Annotated in this window: 12 protein-coding genes; 3 read left to right on the top strand and 9 right to left on the bottom strand. The window is 66.5% G+C overall.

Features of this window, described 5'->3' with window-relative positions; all coding sequences use genetic code 11:
* The 4 genes from tssM to tssJ all read right to left on the bottom strand — a co-directional run bounded on the left by tssM (window position 1) and on the right by tssJ (window position 7,228).
* Complete coding sequence (gene tssM / locus ACAM58_RS01700) at window positions 1–3,636, bottom strand: type VI secretion system membrane subunit TssM (RefSeq protein WP_369663960.1); 3,636 nt, start codon at window positions 3,634–3,636, stop codon at window positions 1–3.
* Window positions 3,636–5,024: a DotU family type VI secretion system protein gene (locus tag ACAM58_RS01695; protein ID WP_369663959.1), complete on the bottom strand. Its 1,389-nt coding sequence runs from the start codon at window positions 5,022–5,024 to the stop codon at window positions 3,636–3,638. The genes tssM and ACAM58_RS01695 overlap by 1 nt, the downstream gene beginning before the upstream one ends.
* An 8-nt stretch (window positions 5,025–5,032) precedes the next feature.
* Complete coding sequence (tssK, locus tag ACAM58_RS01690; RefSeq protein ID WP_018906609.1) at window positions 5,033–6,412, bottom strand: type VI secretion system baseplate subunit TssK; 1,380 nt, start codon at window positions 6,410–6,412, stop codon at window positions 5,033–5,035.
* Between the two features lie 159 nt (window positions 6,413–6,571).
* The gene (tssJ, locus tag ACAM58_RS01685; protein WP_244883444.1) at window positions 6,572–7,228 is read right to left on the bottom strand and encodes a type VI secretion system lipoprotein TssJ; all 657 of its coding nucleotides are present in this window, start codon (window positions 7,226–7,228) and stop codon (window positions 6,572–6,574) included.
* 23 nt (window positions 7,229–7,251) lie between these two features.
* On the opposite strand from tssJ, the gene ACAM58_RS01680 reads away from it, so the two are divergent.
* From ACAM58_RS01680 to ACAM58_RS01670, 3 genes are all read left to right on the top strand, one after another.
* Window positions 7,252–7,623: a TssQ family T6SS-associated lipoprotein gene (locus ACAM58_RS01680; protein ID WP_230537943.1), complete on the top strand. Its 372-nt coding sequence runs from the start codon at window positions 7,252–7,254 to the stop codon at window positions 7,621–7,623.
* Between the two features lie 132 nt (window positions 7,624–7,755).
* Complete coding sequence (gene tagH, locus ACAM58_RS01675) at window positions 7,756–9,681, top strand: type VI secretion system-associated FHA domain protein TagH (RefSeq protein ID WP_369663958.1); 1,926 nt, start codon at window positions 7,756–7,758, stop codon at window positions 9,679–9,681.
* On the top strand, window positions 9,674–10,483 hold the full coding sequence (locus tag ACAM58_RS01670) for a PP2C family serine/threonine-protein phosphatase (protein ID WP_018906613.1): 810 nt from the start codon (window positions 9,674–9,676) through the stop codon (window positions 10,481–10,483). Before tagH ends, ACAM58_RS01670 begins: the two co-directional genes overlap by 8 nt.
* 19 nt (window positions 10,484–10,502) lie before the next feature.
* Here the strand turns inward: ACAM58_RS01670 and ACAM58_RS01665 are convergent, their stop codons facing one another.
* The 5 genes from ACAM58_RS01665 to ACAM58_RS01645 are packed head-to-tail and all read right to left on the bottom strand — an operon-like array spanning window position 10,503 to window position 15,806.
* On the bottom strand, window positions 10,503–10,889 hold the full coding sequence (locus ACAM58_RS01665) for a DUF4150 domain-containing protein (RefSeq protein ID WP_012745371.1): 387 nt from the start codon (window positions 10,887–10,889) through the stop codon (window positions 10,503–10,505).
* 25 nt (window positions 10,890–10,914) lie between these two features.
* Window positions 10,915–11,616, bottom strand: a complete 702-nt coding sequence (locus tag ACAM58_RS01660; RefSeq protein WP_244883446.1) for a DUF3540 domain-containing protein — start codon at window positions 11,614–11,616, stop codon at window positions 10,915–10,917.
* Between the two features lie 16 nt (window positions 11,617–11,632).
* Entirely contained in the window at window positions 11,633–12,709 is a 1,077-nt protein-coding gene (locus tag ACAM58_RS01655) for a pentapeptide repeat-containing protein (RefSeq protein ID WP_278877285.1), read from the bottom strand.
* Window positions 12,706–15,366, bottom strand: a complete 2,661-nt coding sequence (locus ACAM58_RS01650; RefSeq protein WP_369663957.1) for a DUF2169 domain-containing protein — start codon at window positions 15,364–15,366, stop codon at window positions 12,706–12,708. The genes ACAM58_RS01655 and ACAM58_RS01650 overlap by 4 nt, the downstream gene beginning before the upstream one ends.
* A complete protein-coding gene (locus tag ACAM58_RS01645) occupies window positions 15,366–15,806 on the bottom strand; it encodes a DUF3592 domain-containing protein (protein ID WP_278877288.1) in 441 nt (146 codons plus the stop codon). The genes ACAM58_RS01650 and ACAM58_RS01645 overlap by 1 nt, the downstream gene beginning before the upstream one ends.
* Between the last annotated feature and the right edge of the window lie 22 nt (window positions 15,807–15,828).

Raw genomic sequence — 15,828 nt, 5'->3', positions numbered from 1 at the left:
TCAGGATTTCCCCGGGCACGAAAAGCCGTTCATCTGGTGCAGGCGCAGCGGGTTGTAGACGCTGTTCGCCGTCACCGCGAGCACCACCTTCCTGCCCTGCAGGTCGAAGGTTGCGTTGAACGATTCGGGCGCGCTGCCCGACGAAATGGAGGCCTTGTCGAACAGCCGGTGCAGCGCCCACGGCCCTTCGGTGACGATGCCGCCGGCCGGCGTGCCGCTGGCGGTCGTCACCTGCAGCCGCACCTGGTTGCTGTTGCGCGGGCCGGGCCACTTGACGGTGCTGGGGGCCTGCGGCCCGTGTGCATAGCGCACCGTCTGGCCGTCGACGTCGAGCGTGAACTGGCTGATGGCGGCGTCCATGTCCTCGGGCCGTATGTCGATGGTGAACGAGGGCGTGCGCCCGCCCGCCATGCCCGAGAAGAACACGTCGCGGATCGCCTGCGCCTTCTGGAACGAATCGAGATACGCCGAGCGCCCCGGCGAGCTGCCGTCCACGCCCTTCTTGAAGGCCCAGGGGTTGACGGAGGTGTCGACCTGCGAGGCCAGGTTCTTCTGGAAGAAGTCGTCCATCATGCCGCCCGGCGCGAACAGCTGCGCGAAGTCGCCGGCGGCCACGTCGCGGCTCGAGCCGCGCGAGAACGGATAGCGCCCCGCAATGGCCTGGCTGCAGAACTGGCCGATGGTGGCGGCCGCGTTCTGCCCGATGTTCTGCCGCGTCACCGCCGCCGCCTTGGACGACGCGGTGGCCGAGAGGTCGTTCAGCATGCCCTGGAACGGCACCGGCAGGCGGCCCGCCTCGGCCTGCACCTTGGTGACCGCGTCGCTCGAGGGCGGGATGTTGCCGCTGCGCAATGCCGTGTCGGTGGCGGTGAGGAAGGTGTAGAGCTCGTTGATGAGCGCGGCCGTCGCGTCGATCGGCGCCTGGCCGCCGGCCTTGGGCGCGGTGACCATGCGGCGAAGCGGCGCGAAGTGGTTGTCCACCAGCGATTCGGGGCGGTCCGGCACCGTGTTGCGGCGCTGGCTGCCGTCGGGCTGCCCGATGAGCTGCTCGATGCGCTCGCGCGTGCTGGCCACGCGGTTCTGCGCCTGGTCGAGCAGGCTGCGCGTGGCCTCGTCGTGGTTGCGCAGCAGGTCGGTCTCGCGCGCCGCGCCGCGGATGAGGCGCGACATCGGCGACTCGCTGGTCGAGAGCACGCGCGTCATCTGGATGCTCTGCAGCAGCGAGCGGCTGTCGGCCAGCCGGACGTCGAGCAGGTAGTCGTCCCAGACGCGGATGTAGTCGGTGAGATAGAGCCGGCGCACCTCGCGCAGCAGCAGCTCGCGCGAGGTGATGTCGGCCATGCCGGGCGCGCGGATCTGCAGCACCCAGCGGTCTTCCTGTTCGAGCGCAAGCGTGGTCTCGGCCATGCGCTTGTCGAAGATGTCCCAGTAGCCGCGGTAGGTGAACAGCGTCGGGATGCCGTCGGTGAGCGGCTTGCCGCTCGTGCGCTTGATCACCAGCGCCGACTCGGCCCCCGCCGCCTCCGCGATGCTGAAGGCATTGGGCGGACTGGTCTGCAGCAGGATGCGCCGCAGCCGCGCATAGGCGCGCTGCGCCAGCGGCACGCCGGCCAGGCGGTTGCGCGTCTCGGTGACGAGCCGGTCGTCCTTGGCGAAGGGCGAGGTCACCACGCGTTCGGCGAACAGCGCCTTCAGGTGCGACTCGAGGTTGGTGCGCTGCTCGCGCGTGAGGCCGGCGCCGATCTTGCGGTCCACGTCGGTGAGCAGCCAGGCCTGGAGAAAGTCGGCGTCGTAGCGCTCCGCGTCGTAGAGCATGAGGTAGGCCTTGAGCGCCTCGTAGCTGTATTCGGCATCGGTCTTGGAGGCCTCGCGCAGCGCCTGCTCCACGCGCTGCGCGGCCTGCGGCAGCAGCACCCCTTCGAGCGCGCGCTGGTAGACGCCGTCGGTCGCGGCCTGCAGCTTCTCGCCCTGGTAGAGGCCGAAGCGGTAGCCCATGGGCGGATCGCCGATGTCGAAATGGCTCGACTTGGGCAGGTCGCGCAGGCGGTCGAGCACCGGCAGCGAGCTCGCGATGTCGCTGTTGGAATCGACCACCGTCGGCAGCTCGCCGCGCGCCGCGGCCTTGTTGAAGGCCTTGGCGTTGGTGTCGACCTCGGCCACGTAGTCGCGGTTGTTGCGCCAGCTGTTCACGCAGGCGCCCAGCACCACCACCAGCAGCACGCCGATGAGGCCGTAGCCCGCGAGGTCGATGGCGCGCTTGCGCCGGTACCAGCGCAGGTTGGTGCCGGCCACGCCCGCGTCGCGGAAGATCACCTGCTGCAGCAGCTCCTTGAGGAAGTAGCTCTTGCCCGGGCCCGGCGGCGGCGCGGGCGGCGCGTTGACCTGCAGGTAGCGCTTGATCGCGCCCATCACGCGGTCGAAAGCCGTGCCCTCCTGCGTGCCGCTGGTGAAGTACACGCCGCGCAGCATCGGCGCGACTTCGAACTTCGAGGGGTTGAACACGTCGGCCAGGAAGGTGCCCAGGATGTCCTCGAAGCTCGCGAACTGCTGCGGCAGCAGGTAGGCCTGCGCGCGGCGCAGCTGGTCGGGCTCGGCCGCCAGCAGTTCCGGCAGGCGCTCGTCCAGGCGCTGGTGCAGCAGCTTGTATTCCTGGTGGAAGCGCTCTCGCAGGTCGGCCTTGGCCGGGTCTGCGGGGTTGGCATCGATCGGAAAGGTGAAGCCCCAGACCTGTGCGCGCTCGGCCCGGCCGAGCGCGCCGAAGTACTCGTTGAAGCCGGCCAAGAGGTCGGTCTTGGTGACCAGCACGTACACCGGAAAATTGATGCCCAGCCCATTGCGCAGTTCGAGCAGCCGCTTGCGCAGCGCCATCGCGTGGCGCGCGCGCTGCGCGTCGTCGGCCAGCGGCAGGTCGGCAATGCTGATGGTGAGGATGGCACCGTTGATCGGCTGGCGCGGCCTGAACTTCTTGAGCAGGTCGAGGAAGCCCTTCCACTCGCCCTCGTCGGTCTCGCGGTTGCTCTCGTGCGTGGTGTAGCGTCCGGCGGTGTCGATCAGCACCGCCTCGTTGGTGAACCACCAGTCGCAGTTGCGCGTGCCGCCGATGCCGCGCACCGCGGCCTTGCCGAGCTGGTCGGCGAGCGGAAAGTCGAGGTCGGAATTGACCAGCGCGGTGGTCTTGCCCGAGCCCGGCGCGCCGATGAAGATGTACCAGGGCAGCTGGTACAGGTACTGGCGGTCGAACAGCGCGAAGCGCCCCGCGGGCTTGCCGCCGGCATCGGCGCCGAAGCGCATGTTCTTCAGGATGGACGTGGCGTCGGTGAAGCCGCTTTGCAGCTCCTTGATCTCGGGCGCATCTTCCGGCTTGGCCGCCTTCTCCTTGGGCGACGGCGTGCGCAGCTGGTTGAGCAGCTGCGCATTGAGGCGCCGCTCGCGCCACTTGCGGTAGAGCACGCGCGCGATCCAGATCGCGAACATCAGCGCGATCACCACGATGCGCACGAACTCGCTTTCGAACGGCCGGTAGCGGCCCACCGCAATGACGGGGCCGATGATCCAGATCAGGAACGCAACGGCGAGCAGCCCGAGAAAGACCCACAGGTCGCGGCTCACGAGAAAACGGAAAATCGCGCGCAGCATCAGCGGGTTCCTCCCTGCGGCGCTGGTGCGGGAGCGGCGCCTGCGGCCACGGGTGCCACCAGCAGCGTCACTTCGACCCGACGGTTGCGCGCACGGTTGGCCGGCGAATCGTTGGGCACCAGCGGGTCGGCATCGCCGCGGCCTTCGGCGCGCAGCCGCTCGGGCCGCGTGACGCGCGTGGCGATCATCTTCTTGACCGCATCGGCACGCGCCTGCGAGAGCTGCCAGTTGGACGGAAAGCGCACGCTGCGGATCGGCTGGTCGTCGCTGAAGCCGCTGACGAGCACATTGCCTTCCACCGAGTTGAGTGCATCGGCCACGCGCGCGAGCACGGGCGCATAGCGGTCGAGCACGCGGTCGGAGCCCGATGCGAACAGGCCGTCGCCGCGCAGCACCACCACGCTGCGGTCGGCCTCGTCGCGCACCGTCAGCAGGCCGTCGCGGATCTCGGGTTCGAGAAAGCGCTGCAGCCGCGGCTGCGGTGCCGGCGCAACGGCCACGGCACGCTGCGTCTGCGGCAGGCGCACCGCATTGACCGCGGCGAATGCGCCGTCGGAACGGCCCGCCAGGCTGAAGGTGAGCACGCCGAACACCAGCACCAGCAGCACCGCCGCCACCGCGCCCACGGCCCACAGCGGCACCCAGTTGCGCGTGCGGCGCACCGGCGCGCTCGCATCCTGCCAGTGCGGCGACAGCGGCACGGCAATTTCGCCGCGCGCCTGGCGAATGATCTGCAGCAGCCGCTGCTTGAGCGTTTCGAGCTGCGTGCGGCCGTTGTCGATGACGCGGAAGCGCCCTTCGAAGCCCATCGCCAGGCAGAAGTAGATGAGCTCGATCAGCTGCAGGTGCTGCTGCGGGTTCTGCACCAGCCGCGACAGCAGCTGGAAGAATTTCTCGCCGCCCCAGGTCTCGTTGTGGAACATCACGAGCAGGCTCTGCGACGACCAGATGCTGCCGCCCCACGGCGTGAGCGCGGCCGCTTCGTCGACCGCGGTGCACAGGCAGTAGCGCGCGCCGATGATCACTTCGGGCGCAATGCCGCTTTGCTGCGCGCGCGTCTCGAAGCGCCGGACCTCGTCGACCAGGTGCTCGCGCAATTGCGCGGGCGCATCGTGGTGGCCGGTGGCGCGGATCTGCGGGATCAGGTCGAGCAGCGGGTTGGCCGCCGCGACGAGCGGGTTGTTGCCGGCCAGCGCCGTGTCGCCCGCATGCGGACGGCGTGCGTCATGCCAGGCGGTGAATGACTGCGGTTGCTGCTGCCCCGCGCCGCGCGATGCCGGCGGCATGCCCGCCGCATCGCCGTTGCCGCCGTTGTTGTTGGCGCCGCCGCCCGGGTTGGGCGGCACGAAGCCTCCCGGACCGACGGCCATGTCGTTGACACCGTTCATAGGGTCCCTCACGGACGAATTGCCCAGAACTCCATGGCCAGGCCCGGAAAGTCGCCGGCCAGGTGCATTGCAACGCCGCCCGATTTTTCGAGCTGGCGCCACATGTCGCCGCTCTTGTCGAGTTCGAAATAGTGGTAGCCCGCGTTGTATGGAATCTGGCGCGGCGCCACCGGCAGCGGCCGCACCGTGACGCCCGGCAGCTGCAGCTGCACGAGGTCGCGGATGCGCTCGACCGAACCGATCTTGACCTGCGTCGGAAAGCGCTGCTGGATCGCATCGGCGGGCAGGTTGGCATGCACCGCGAGCACGAAACCCGCGTTGCGCACCAGCACCGGATCGGGCATGCGGCCCACGCGCACGCCGTGGCTGCGCTCCTCCAGTTCGATGGCGATGGCGCTCTGTTCGAGCACCGCCGAGAGCGAGCGCCGCAGCTCTTCCATCAGCGGCCGGATGGTCTCGTTGAGATTGTCGTGGTCGTACTTGGGCCACACCACGGGGCGCCGCGTGGGCGAGGTGTGCGTGGCGAGATGGCAGGCCAGCTTGAACCAGTCGATGAACAGTTCCTCGGGGTGCACCTGCACCGCATGCTGCGCATGCCAGGTCGTGGCGAGATAGCGGTTGACGAGTTCGAGCAAAAGAAAGTCGGAGACCTCGCTCACGCCGCCGCGGCCCGGCTGCGAGAGCCGCGAGGCCAGCGCCTCGGAGCGCTGCGTGAGCAGGCCGTGCAGTTCGGCAACCATGCTGCGCAGCATGGGGTGCGCCGATGCATCGAGCACCGGCGGAATGTAGTTGGCGTCGATCACCAGCTTGTGGTCGGTGCGCCGCTCGATCACGCGCACCGCGCCGATGGCCTGCCACTCCGCGGTGAGCGACGATGCGCGCGCAAGCCGCAGGCGCGGCTTCGCAAGCTGCAGCACCGCCGGGCCGAGCGCCACCGAATTGCCGTCGGCCACCTCGCGCTCGATCACGCCGAAGCGCGCGGCCGAGCCCTCGTCGTCGGCAAAGATGACCTCTTCGCTGCCGGTGCGGCGCAGCGGCAGCGCGAGCACGATGAGTTCATCGGTCAGGTCGCTCGGCACCTCGTAGGGCAGCGGTGCATCTTCGGCGCCGAACGAGAACGGCGTGCCGTCGGGCAGCACACCGGCGCCGCCGAGCAGCGACACGCGGCCGAGTGCGTGGGCATCGCGATCGATGTCCAGGCTGAGCCATCCCCAATAGGCACCTTGCAGGCCTGCGGTGCGGCGCGTGACGTACTGCTCGACATAGCGCTCCAGTTGCTGGAAGTGCTGCGGCCGCAGGTACATGCCTTCGGACCACACCACGCGATTCGCCAACGCCTGCGGAAGGGCGCCCTGCTTGCCGGCGCCCGGATTGCGAACTGTCACCAAAGAACCTCCTGGGGAGTGCCCACACTGAAGCGGGAGGTGCCCGTTAACGGCCTCCCGATTGAATCGGTTTTTTTCTCTGATGCTACACGGCGCTTCTTACGTTTTGCACCGCATTTAGCGTGCGAATTTCTCGCACTTTCTAACTACAAGGCCGTGAAATTAACGACTTGGTAGTAACTCGATGCCGCTCTTGCGGATCGCGATGCGCACGTTTTGCTCGCTCGGAGAAAACTGCCACACCTTGTAGAGATTGGTTTGCTTCGGCTCCTTGAGCGGCAGCACGATGCGCCAGCGTGCGGCCTCGAGCTTGCGGTAGCCGGCGATGATGCCGATGGCACGCGAGTCGAGCCCTGCCTCGCGCTTGAACACACGCTCTTCACCGCTGCGCATGATGGCCTGGTCGGCGTTCACGAGTTCCGCTGCAAGCGTTTCGCGGTCGCGGTCCTGTAGTGCAAAGTAGTCTGCCGTCTCGAAGTTACCGGAAGATTTCAATTCGAAGACCTTGACGAGAATCGGTGCCGGCTGGCCGCGTCCGTCGGGGTTGACGCCGTCGTCGATCTTGATCGTCACGGCATAGGGCGTGGGCAATGACTTCGCAGTCGATGCGCATCCACTGAGGCCACCCAGCAACGGTGCAGTTGCAAGTGCGCCTTGAAGCAGGGTTCGTCGATGCATTGAGATCTTCCCTAGTGGTTCGCGGCCTATATTATCGAAGTCGTGCGCACGAATCGCGTCGCATCGCGTGCCTGTCGCATGACAGCGGCACACTATCTCAAGCATTGCCTTTTGCAAGGTAGGAGAGAAGATTGAAGTCATGTCTGCCTGCTTTGGCGTTCACCTTGGTTCTGGTTGCTGGTTGCACGACCACGCCGCCGCCCGAGCCGCCGCAACCCGAACGCCTGAGCCAGCAAGTCGCGCGCAGCACGCTCGAGCGCGCGCAACAGGCCTATGACGAAGGCGACTACGCCAAGGCCATCACCACGCTCAAGAGCGGCGGCGTCTCGGTGTTCGACGCCGCAGAGCCGGCCACGCGGCTCGAGGCCATGAAGCTCGAGGCCTTCAGCTATTGCGTGGCCAACCAGGTGCCCGAATGCCGCGCGCAGTTCCGCAAGCTCATCGATGCGTTCCCCAACTTCGACCTTACGGTTGCCGAACGCAAGCACCCGGTGTGGGGCCCCGCCTTCGAGGCCGCCAAGCGAATGAAGCGTTGAACGCCGCAAGGGATGAGCCGCGGCTCGACATGAACATGGAGACAATGAGCCCCCACGCTCATCACTGTGTGTATTCGCTGCCCCCCGAGGGGGCGCAGCCCGCCCTTGGGGCGGCCCAGCGGGAGGTCTGATATGCGTTGGACGGTGATCGAACATGCCGGCAAGCCGGTGGCTGCAGGCCCTTCGGCCTTGCTCGCGGCGCCCGGCGGAACCATCGGGCGCAGCCCCGACAACCACCTGGTGCTGCCCGACGAGCAGCGCCAGATCTCGCGCCTGCAGGCCACGGTGCGTTTCGACGACAGCGGCGCGGCGGTGCTGCGCAACATGAGCGCGGTGCTGCCCATCGGCGTCAACGAGCGCACGCTGCAGCACGAGCAGGAGGCGCCGATCGCCGAAGGCGACCGCGTGACCATCGGAAGCTATGTGCTGGTGGCGGGGAGCGGGCAACGCGCAGCAATCGCGGAGCCTGCTGCGCCGCTGATGGCGGCTGCACGGCCGCCGGCCGCGCCTGTGCACAGCGCATTGCCCGCCAACACCATGGCGCCCGCGCCGATGGACTCGCTGCTGCCGGCCGCCCCCGTCTCCGATGTGTTCTCGGACCTCTTCGGCGCCGGCGCGCTGCCGATCGGCGAGACGCAGCCCGTGACCGTGGCGATGCCGCCGCCGGCCGTGCCGGCGCCACCGCCGGCACAGGTACTGGCCGCTGCGCCGGTGCCTGCAGCATCGCCATCGCCAGCCCCCTCGCCGGCAAGCGCGCAGGCAAGCACGCAGGCGAGCGCCTCGCAGATTCCCTCCGCCGCCGATTGGGATGCCATCCTCGCGAATGCGCCGCGCCGCGAGGCGAGCGCCTCCGAGCCCATGCCCGACCCGATGGCGCACGAGCCCTTCGAGCTGCCCTCGCAGGCACGCAGGAACCCGGTCGATCCGCTGGCCGAGCTGAATCCGCGTGCGGAAGACAGCATGTCCGACGTGGCGCTCAAGCGCGGCATGGACCCGCTGTCCTTCTTTGCCGCCGACAACGACGCACCCTCGCCGCTCTCCGATCCGCGCCCCACCGCGCTGACCCACGAAGATCCGCTCAGCGACGTGCATCCGGCCATCGATCTGCTGGCCAGGCCGGCGGCGGCCCCGCAGGGCTACAGCCATTCGAACCATGCGCGGGAACTGGCGGCGCAGTTCAGGCCGCCGAACCCGGTGCCCTTCGATGCGCCGGCAATGAAGCCGGCCGAGCCGCAGGCATCCGCCCAGGCCGAGCCACCACCGTCGGCGCCGCCGCCGCCGCCAGCACCGGTGCCCGTCGCGGCCGCGCGCGTGGAAGATGTTGCGCCGCCTTCTCCGAAGGCGCCGCCGCCGGAGCCGCCCGCACCGCAGCAGCCGAAGCCTGTTGCCGCACCCTCGCCCGTGGCCGCGCCGCCAGCCCCTGTTCCAGCGCCCTCATCGGCACCGTCCTCCTCCTCGGACGAACTCTTCAAGGCCTTCCTCGAAGGCGCCGGCGTGCCCGACGTGGCCGGCCAGCAGCCGCTGGATGCCGAAGCCATGCGGCGCCTCGGCCGGCTCATGCGCGCGTTCACCGACGGCACCATCGAGCTGCTCTCGTCGCGCGCCATGCTCAAGCGCGAGGTGCGGGCCGAGATCACGATGATCGTCGACGAGGAGAACAACCCCTTCAAGATCCTTCCCAACGGCCGCGCCGTGCTGATGCAGATGTTCGGCGCGCGCATGCCCGGCTTCCTGTCGCCCGAGGCCGCCGTGCACGACGCGCTCGGCGACCTGCAGTCGCATCAGCTCGGCATGGTGGCCGGCATGCGCGCCGCGCTGCTCACGGTGCTCAAGCGCTTCGATCCCGCGGCGCTCAACACCGCCACGCCGCACGACGGCGGGCTGGGCGAAAAACTGTTGCCCGGCGGCCGCGAGGCGCGCCTGTGGCGCCAGTTGCAGAAGCTGCATGCAGAAACCACCGCGGCCGTCGAGGACGACTTCCAGGCCGTCTTCGGCCGGGCCTTCCAGCAGGCCTACGACAAGGAGATGGAACGCTTGAAGGAGGCACGCCGTGCTTGAGACCACCCCCCGCGCGTTCGCGGTGCCCATCTCGACCTCGCAGTTCTCCTGCGTCGGCGAGCGCAGCGGCAACCAGGATGCGATCGGCTACCACCTCGATGAATACAACGCCTGCTTCGTCGTGAGCGACGGCGTGGGCGGCAACGCGGGCGGCGAGCTGGCCGCGCGCATTGCGGTCGATACTGCGCTCAACACCTTCGTCGACAACCCTTCGGTGGCGCAGCACGACATCCTTCAGGCCGTGAAGGCCGCCAACGACGCCATCCTCGCCAAGCAGCGGGAGCTGGCCGACCAGAGCCGCATGAGCGCGACCATCGTCTCGCTGTTCGTGGACCGCACCAGCGGCCAGGCCTGCTGGGCCCATGTGGGCGACAGCCGCCTCTACTGGTTCCGCCGCGGCGCGCTGATGCAGCGCACCGAGGACCACAGCCTCTCGGAGCGCTCGGGCGAAGCCGCCCTCGGCAACGGTGCCAACGGCGGCGAACGGCTGGTGAAGACCAACCTGCTGTACCGCGCGCTCGGCGCCCGGGCGACGGCGGAGACCACCGTATCGACGCCGCAGCGCCTGGCCGATGGCGACGCGTTCCTGCTGTGCACCGACGGCCTGTGGCAGCTCATTTCGCAGCAGGTGATGGAGCGCTCGCTGCAGCTGGCCGACAGCGCCGAGGAATGGCTCGCGCTGCTGCGCCGCGCGGCCGAAGCCAAGGCCGACGAGTCGCGCGACAACTACTCGGCGCTGGCGGTGTGGGTGGGGTTTCCGCAGCAAGTGACGCTGGCGGGGACGGCGCGGCCGGCGGCATGACACGCTCCGCTCGCCATCCTCAGGCGGCGAGCATCAGCACCTTGAACTGGCTCGGCACGATGCGCATGCCGACCATGTTGGTGGAATTCTGCAGCGTCAGGCTCGTCATCCGGGTGGCAGGAGTTCCCTTGAGAAGAACGGTAAAGGCGCCCGTCAGATGGCGGGACTGGCCCATGACCGTTTGCGACACCACACCCATGGCGACGCCCGCGTTGTCGCCGTTGGTCAGTGGCGTGACGGTGGCCATGTTGTGCGCCGGCGTGCACATGTAGAGGATGTTGTACGCGTTCGGTATGGCCGTCGGACCCAGCGCGAAATCCGGATAGGGGATCGGAATGGCCGGCGGCGTCTTGCACACATCGGGGAATGCGAGATCCATTCCCATCATCTGGCAGTTGGCGAACATGCGTTTCTCCTTGGATCCATGAATATCAGCCCATATGAATCTGCTTGGCATCGACCTTGACGATTTCTTTCGCCGTCACGACGGTGTTCTTGCCATGCAAACGCGCCGTCTCCGCGGCTTCGTAGTCGATGCGTCCCGCACGCAAATGCTCCACGTCCTCGGTCATGCGAAATGCCGTCTTGCTCAGATGCACGAGACGGTCCATCACGGCTTCGTAGACCCTGCCGATCACACGGATCGAAAGCACGGTGGTCACCGCCTCCTGTCCCTGATATTGAAGCCGGTCCACCCGGCAATCGGCATCTTCAGCGTTGATTCTGAGGTGCGGTGCATCCAGGCTCAGGCCCTGTTCGCCGCGCATCGCGATGTGCGTCGAACTCTCGACGGTGACCGCTCCGCGCTCCGAAGCGAGCGTCATGTCTCCCGCCACATCGATGCGCGACGCGCTTGCGTCGGCCTGCTCCGCCACTGCCGTCAGGTAAAGGCGGGTCGCGTCGGGCCCCGTCACCAGCACGGTGTCACCGACGGCCGGGCGCAGCAGGCAGCTCGCTGCCCGTGCGCATCGCAGCAGTTGCCGGCGTTCGGTCTGCACGCTGTAGATTCCCCCGGGCAAGACGCCCGTGACGATGCCGATGGTGTTGACCATTCCGCCCTGCTCGGACGCATGCGCGGCTTCGCGTGGTGAATCGTCACGAATGGCCGTCACGGAGGAAACGCGTGTGGTCATGATGAAGTTTCCAGTTTCAAGAGGGATATGCGCCCGGACGCGCGAGGCGGCGTGCCGAGAACTCCTCGGCGGCAAACAGGTCGGGGTCGTTCAACAGCAAGCCACCACGGTCGCCATATCTCGTTCCCTCCTGTTGCGCGCGGTGAACCTTGGTGCGCAGGAAGCGAGCGCCCCGCAGATCGGCACCACGCAGATCGGCGTGAGAAAAATCGGCGTATGTAAGGTCCGCCCTTGCGAAGACGGCATGGCTGCAGCTGGCACGCTGGAAGATGCACTGCTCCAGTTTCGCGTCGGAGAAATCGGCTCCGCGCGCCTGTACCTCGACCCAGATGCTTTGATTGAAATGGGCGCCGCGGCAACCGACGCCATCGAGCTTGGCCGACGGAAAGAGGCACTGGGGCGCATGGACCCGGTTCAGGCTCGCACCTTCGAGCTTGGCGCCCTTGAAGTTGCATTGCACCAGCATGGACTCGTCAAAATCGCATCCGTCGAGTTCTGCGTCGATGAACTGGCAAAGCAGGAACTTCTGCGCATTGAACCTCTGTCCCGAGAGCTTGGCCTCGGAGAAGACAGCCTTGTCGAACCGGCTGCCACGGAAGATTGCCGATCGAAGATCTGCCCGGTAGAACACTGTCTTGTGCAGGAGCGTCGTGGAAAAGTCGGTGGCATCGAGCGAGGTCTCGGAGAACACCAGGGCTTCCGACAGCACATTGACGAACGAGGCGCGGTCGAGCGTGCAGTTGGCAAAAGAGGCCACGCCGGCATTTGCGTCATCGAGCTTTGCGCCGGCCAGTCCACATTGGTAGAAGGCGGCACCGTCGAGCGTGGCGCCGACCATCCGGATCCCGGTTGCATCGCAATGCTCGAATGCACAACGGTCCACATGCGCGGCATCGAGCCGGGCCCCGGCAAGCTTGCACTGCTTGAAGATGCTCGCATCGAGCTTGGCACCGGACAGATCGGCACCACTCAGATCGGTCTCCAGGAAAATGGCACCCGTGAGGTCCATGCCCCGAAAGTCGAGCGCTTGAAGTTGCTTCCGAGCGATCGTTTCTCCGCCATGGATCATCGCCTGCACACTGGCCGGGGTCATTCCACCTTCTCTTTCTTGCGCAAGGGAACTGTCTTGACCTGCTCGACATAGGCACCGTCGAAAAGCGTTCTGTCATCGATGAGACATTGCGACAGGTCCGCCCTGAACAGGTTGGCACGACGCAGGTCCGTGGACACGAGCACCGCCTTCTGCAGGATGGCGCCGCTGAGATCGGCATCCAGCAGCGACGCCTGGGTCAGGTCCGAACGCACGAACATCGCGCCCTTGGCGTCGGCACCCTCCAGGTTCGTGCGATGCATCGATGCCCCGGAGAAGTCGCTGTTTTCGATCCGCGCATTCGCAAAGTCCGCTTCGTCCAATGCAATGCCACGCAGGCTGCAGTCGCGCAGCATGGCGCCTCGAAAGCAGACCTTCCTCAAGCTGCTCTCTCCCACGAAGCAGGTGGTTGTCAAGTGTGCGGCCGAGAAATCGAGACGGCCTGCGCCATCGGTGTTGACCCATCCGCATGAATCGAGCTCGGCGTGCGCAAAGCTCAGTTCGTTGACATCGCAATCGATCCACGACATCTTGTGAATCCGTGCGTGGTCGAAGCGCACGCCATGCATCACGGACTTCTCCAGCACATGGGCATAGGAGATGCCGGCACGTTCGAAGCTGCACCTCTCCAGGTGCACGGTCATGAAATTCAGCTCCTCCATGGTCGCATCGGAAAAATTGCATCCCTTGGCAACCATCTTGTCGAGCACCATCTTCATGAAGCGCGCACCCGAGAAATCCGCCTCCTCGCATCGTGCCAATGCCATGTTGGCACGATCGAAAATCGCACGGCGCATCGACGTGCGATGCAGGCGCGCTCTCGCCAGCACCGCTTCGCTGAAGTCGGCATCGTCGAGCCTGCTATTGCTGAAGTCCACGCCCTCGAGGAGTGCTCGATGCCATCGGGTGCCGTGAAGGTCCATGTTCGACAGGTCGGCACCGGTCAGATCCATGTCCGAGAAATCGCGCGAACCCGCGAGCACGCGCTCGATTTCGGCCCGTGCCCTGTCGGACTCGTCGGGCGGCATGGCGTCGGCCGCGTCCTGGTACTGCGCCATGCTGCGATAGCTCGCGAGCAATCCTCTTTTTGCGTCGGCCGTCACCCTCCTGAGTTCCGCGAGGCTCTCCGGGGGCGCGGGCGGCGCGCCTACCGCCGCAGAAACACCCGAGATTCCGTCTACGAAAGGCCGGGGGTCGAACCGCGGAGGCCCCTTGCCCTTGGCCGCTTCTGCTTTCGCGAGAAAGGTCGAGGTATCGAAGCCAAGCTTTCTCGATTGGACCGCATTGGCATCGGCGGCCTTGCCGATCGCCTCCCGCCCCTTCGCCAGCTTCTCCCGCTGCTCCTGCACCATGGCTTTCATCTTCTGCACATAGGCCGGGATCTCATGCAGCTTGGGCGGGGTGGTGATCGGCGGGGGCGGCAGGGCGAACTTGGCCGGATCTCCGCCGCTCGCCTTGAATGCTTCGGCCAGCTTGGCTTGGGCACGTTCGGCGCGAACTTTCATGTTGCGGGTGAGCGGGTCGGCGTCCCTGTCGTCTTCCTGGCTGTTCTCGAGCCACTGCCCAATCGAGTTCGGCGGCAGCAATTGATCGTCGCGCAATGCGTAGAGTGCGCCGTTCTCGGGATCGCAGCGCTGAATCAATACATCGCGGTACGAAGCCAAAGGCCGTTCCGACCCACCTTCCTCCATGGCAGCCATGACGTGGCTGATGTCGGATGCGTCGTCTTCCTCGATGCCGATGCTGCCGTGGTACACCAGCGCGACCTGCTCTCGATGGGGAAAAAACCAGGCCGTCGTGAGCCGCAGCGAGACTTCGTCAAAAATGCCCGACGCCAGTTGCCGGTTCTTTGCTTCACGGACGATGAACCCTCGCGCCTGCCAGTCGGGCAGGCGGCCGCGTTGCACCGGATCCTCCGGATGCATGTTCAGGATCTCGTAGCTGGCACCGGCCAGGCCGCGCTCGCCCAACGCCAGCCACTGGTCTTCGGAGGCTGCATTGAAGTAGCCCCAGTCCATGTCCCTCGCGAAACCGGGATAGAGGTTCTGCTTCCAATGCTCGTCGTAGTCGCGCCCCATCTTGCGCATCCGCGAAGGCCTTGCCACATCGATCGGGCCGAAGCCTGCGGGTGCAGGCACCTGGCCCGGCCGCCACAGCAGTCCGTTCGCGTGTTCGATGTTGGGCACGCGCCGCACTTTCAACCCCTCGACGATGTCATCGTCATGTCCGATGCCCAGGGGGTTTTCTGCGAACCCCGGGCCCCCGAAGGCCTTGCGCCAGTCAAGGCGGATCGCATCGAATGGCTGGGGCGCGGTCGCCCGGCCGTCGATCCAGAATCGGTCGCCGAACACCAGGAGCGTTTTCTTGCGCGCCCCGACTTGCACGCTCACTGCACAGCGAGACTTGTCCGGCTGGTGCGCTGTGTGCGCAAAGCCCGATACGATGAATTCGGCATTGTCCTTGGGCATGCCGAGATCAAACACCGTGTCGTCGCCCAGTTCATCGGTCAGGGTCTTCCAGATCTCGGGTTCCGGCACAAGCTGCTGCTGCTGGCCCTTCAGGTTTGTCATTGCGATGACGGTCATCGCCAGATACTGGGCGCCGTTCCTCAGGTAGGGGCGCGTCAGGATGCTCAGGCGCAGGGGCTTGATGGTTTTCATCAGTAGGCGCTTGACGGTATTTCCAGCGGCGTGCGCTCCCGATCGATCGCCACCCGATCGGGCGCATCTCGCGCATAGATCACGTCGATCTTCTTGCCGACCGAGAAATTGGCCAGCAGTCCGAGTTCGATGAAAGTCGCAACCGGCACTTCGTGACGGTTTCCCGCCGCGTCTTCATATGCGAGCAACAGATCGGTGGCGGCGACTTCGTTGTTGCCATAGTTGCCGTTCTTGGTCAATCGATTCGCCTGCCTCGAGATGCCGACCACCACACCTTGCGCGCGCACGCCTTGGCCGCGCAGTGCTTGCCAGGTTTTTTCTTCGGCCATGTAGCGGGCGTTTGCAGCGTATGAGGAAACGATAACGTGTACCCCAAACACCCCCGCAATACCGCACAGGCCGAGGCACAGGGTTGCCGCCAGGATGTTCCACCAGCTCACTTGCGTTCTTTCGAAGGAATGC

The organism is Variovorax sp. V116, assembly GCF_041154435.1.
GTDB classification, from domain to species: Bacteria; Pseudomonadota; Gammaproteobacteria; order Burkholderiales; family Burkholderiaceae_C; genus Variovorax; species Variovorax paradoxus.
The sequence above is the reverse complement of the archived record's forward strand: the minus strand, read 5'-3'. Positions and strand labels throughout refer to the sequence as shown.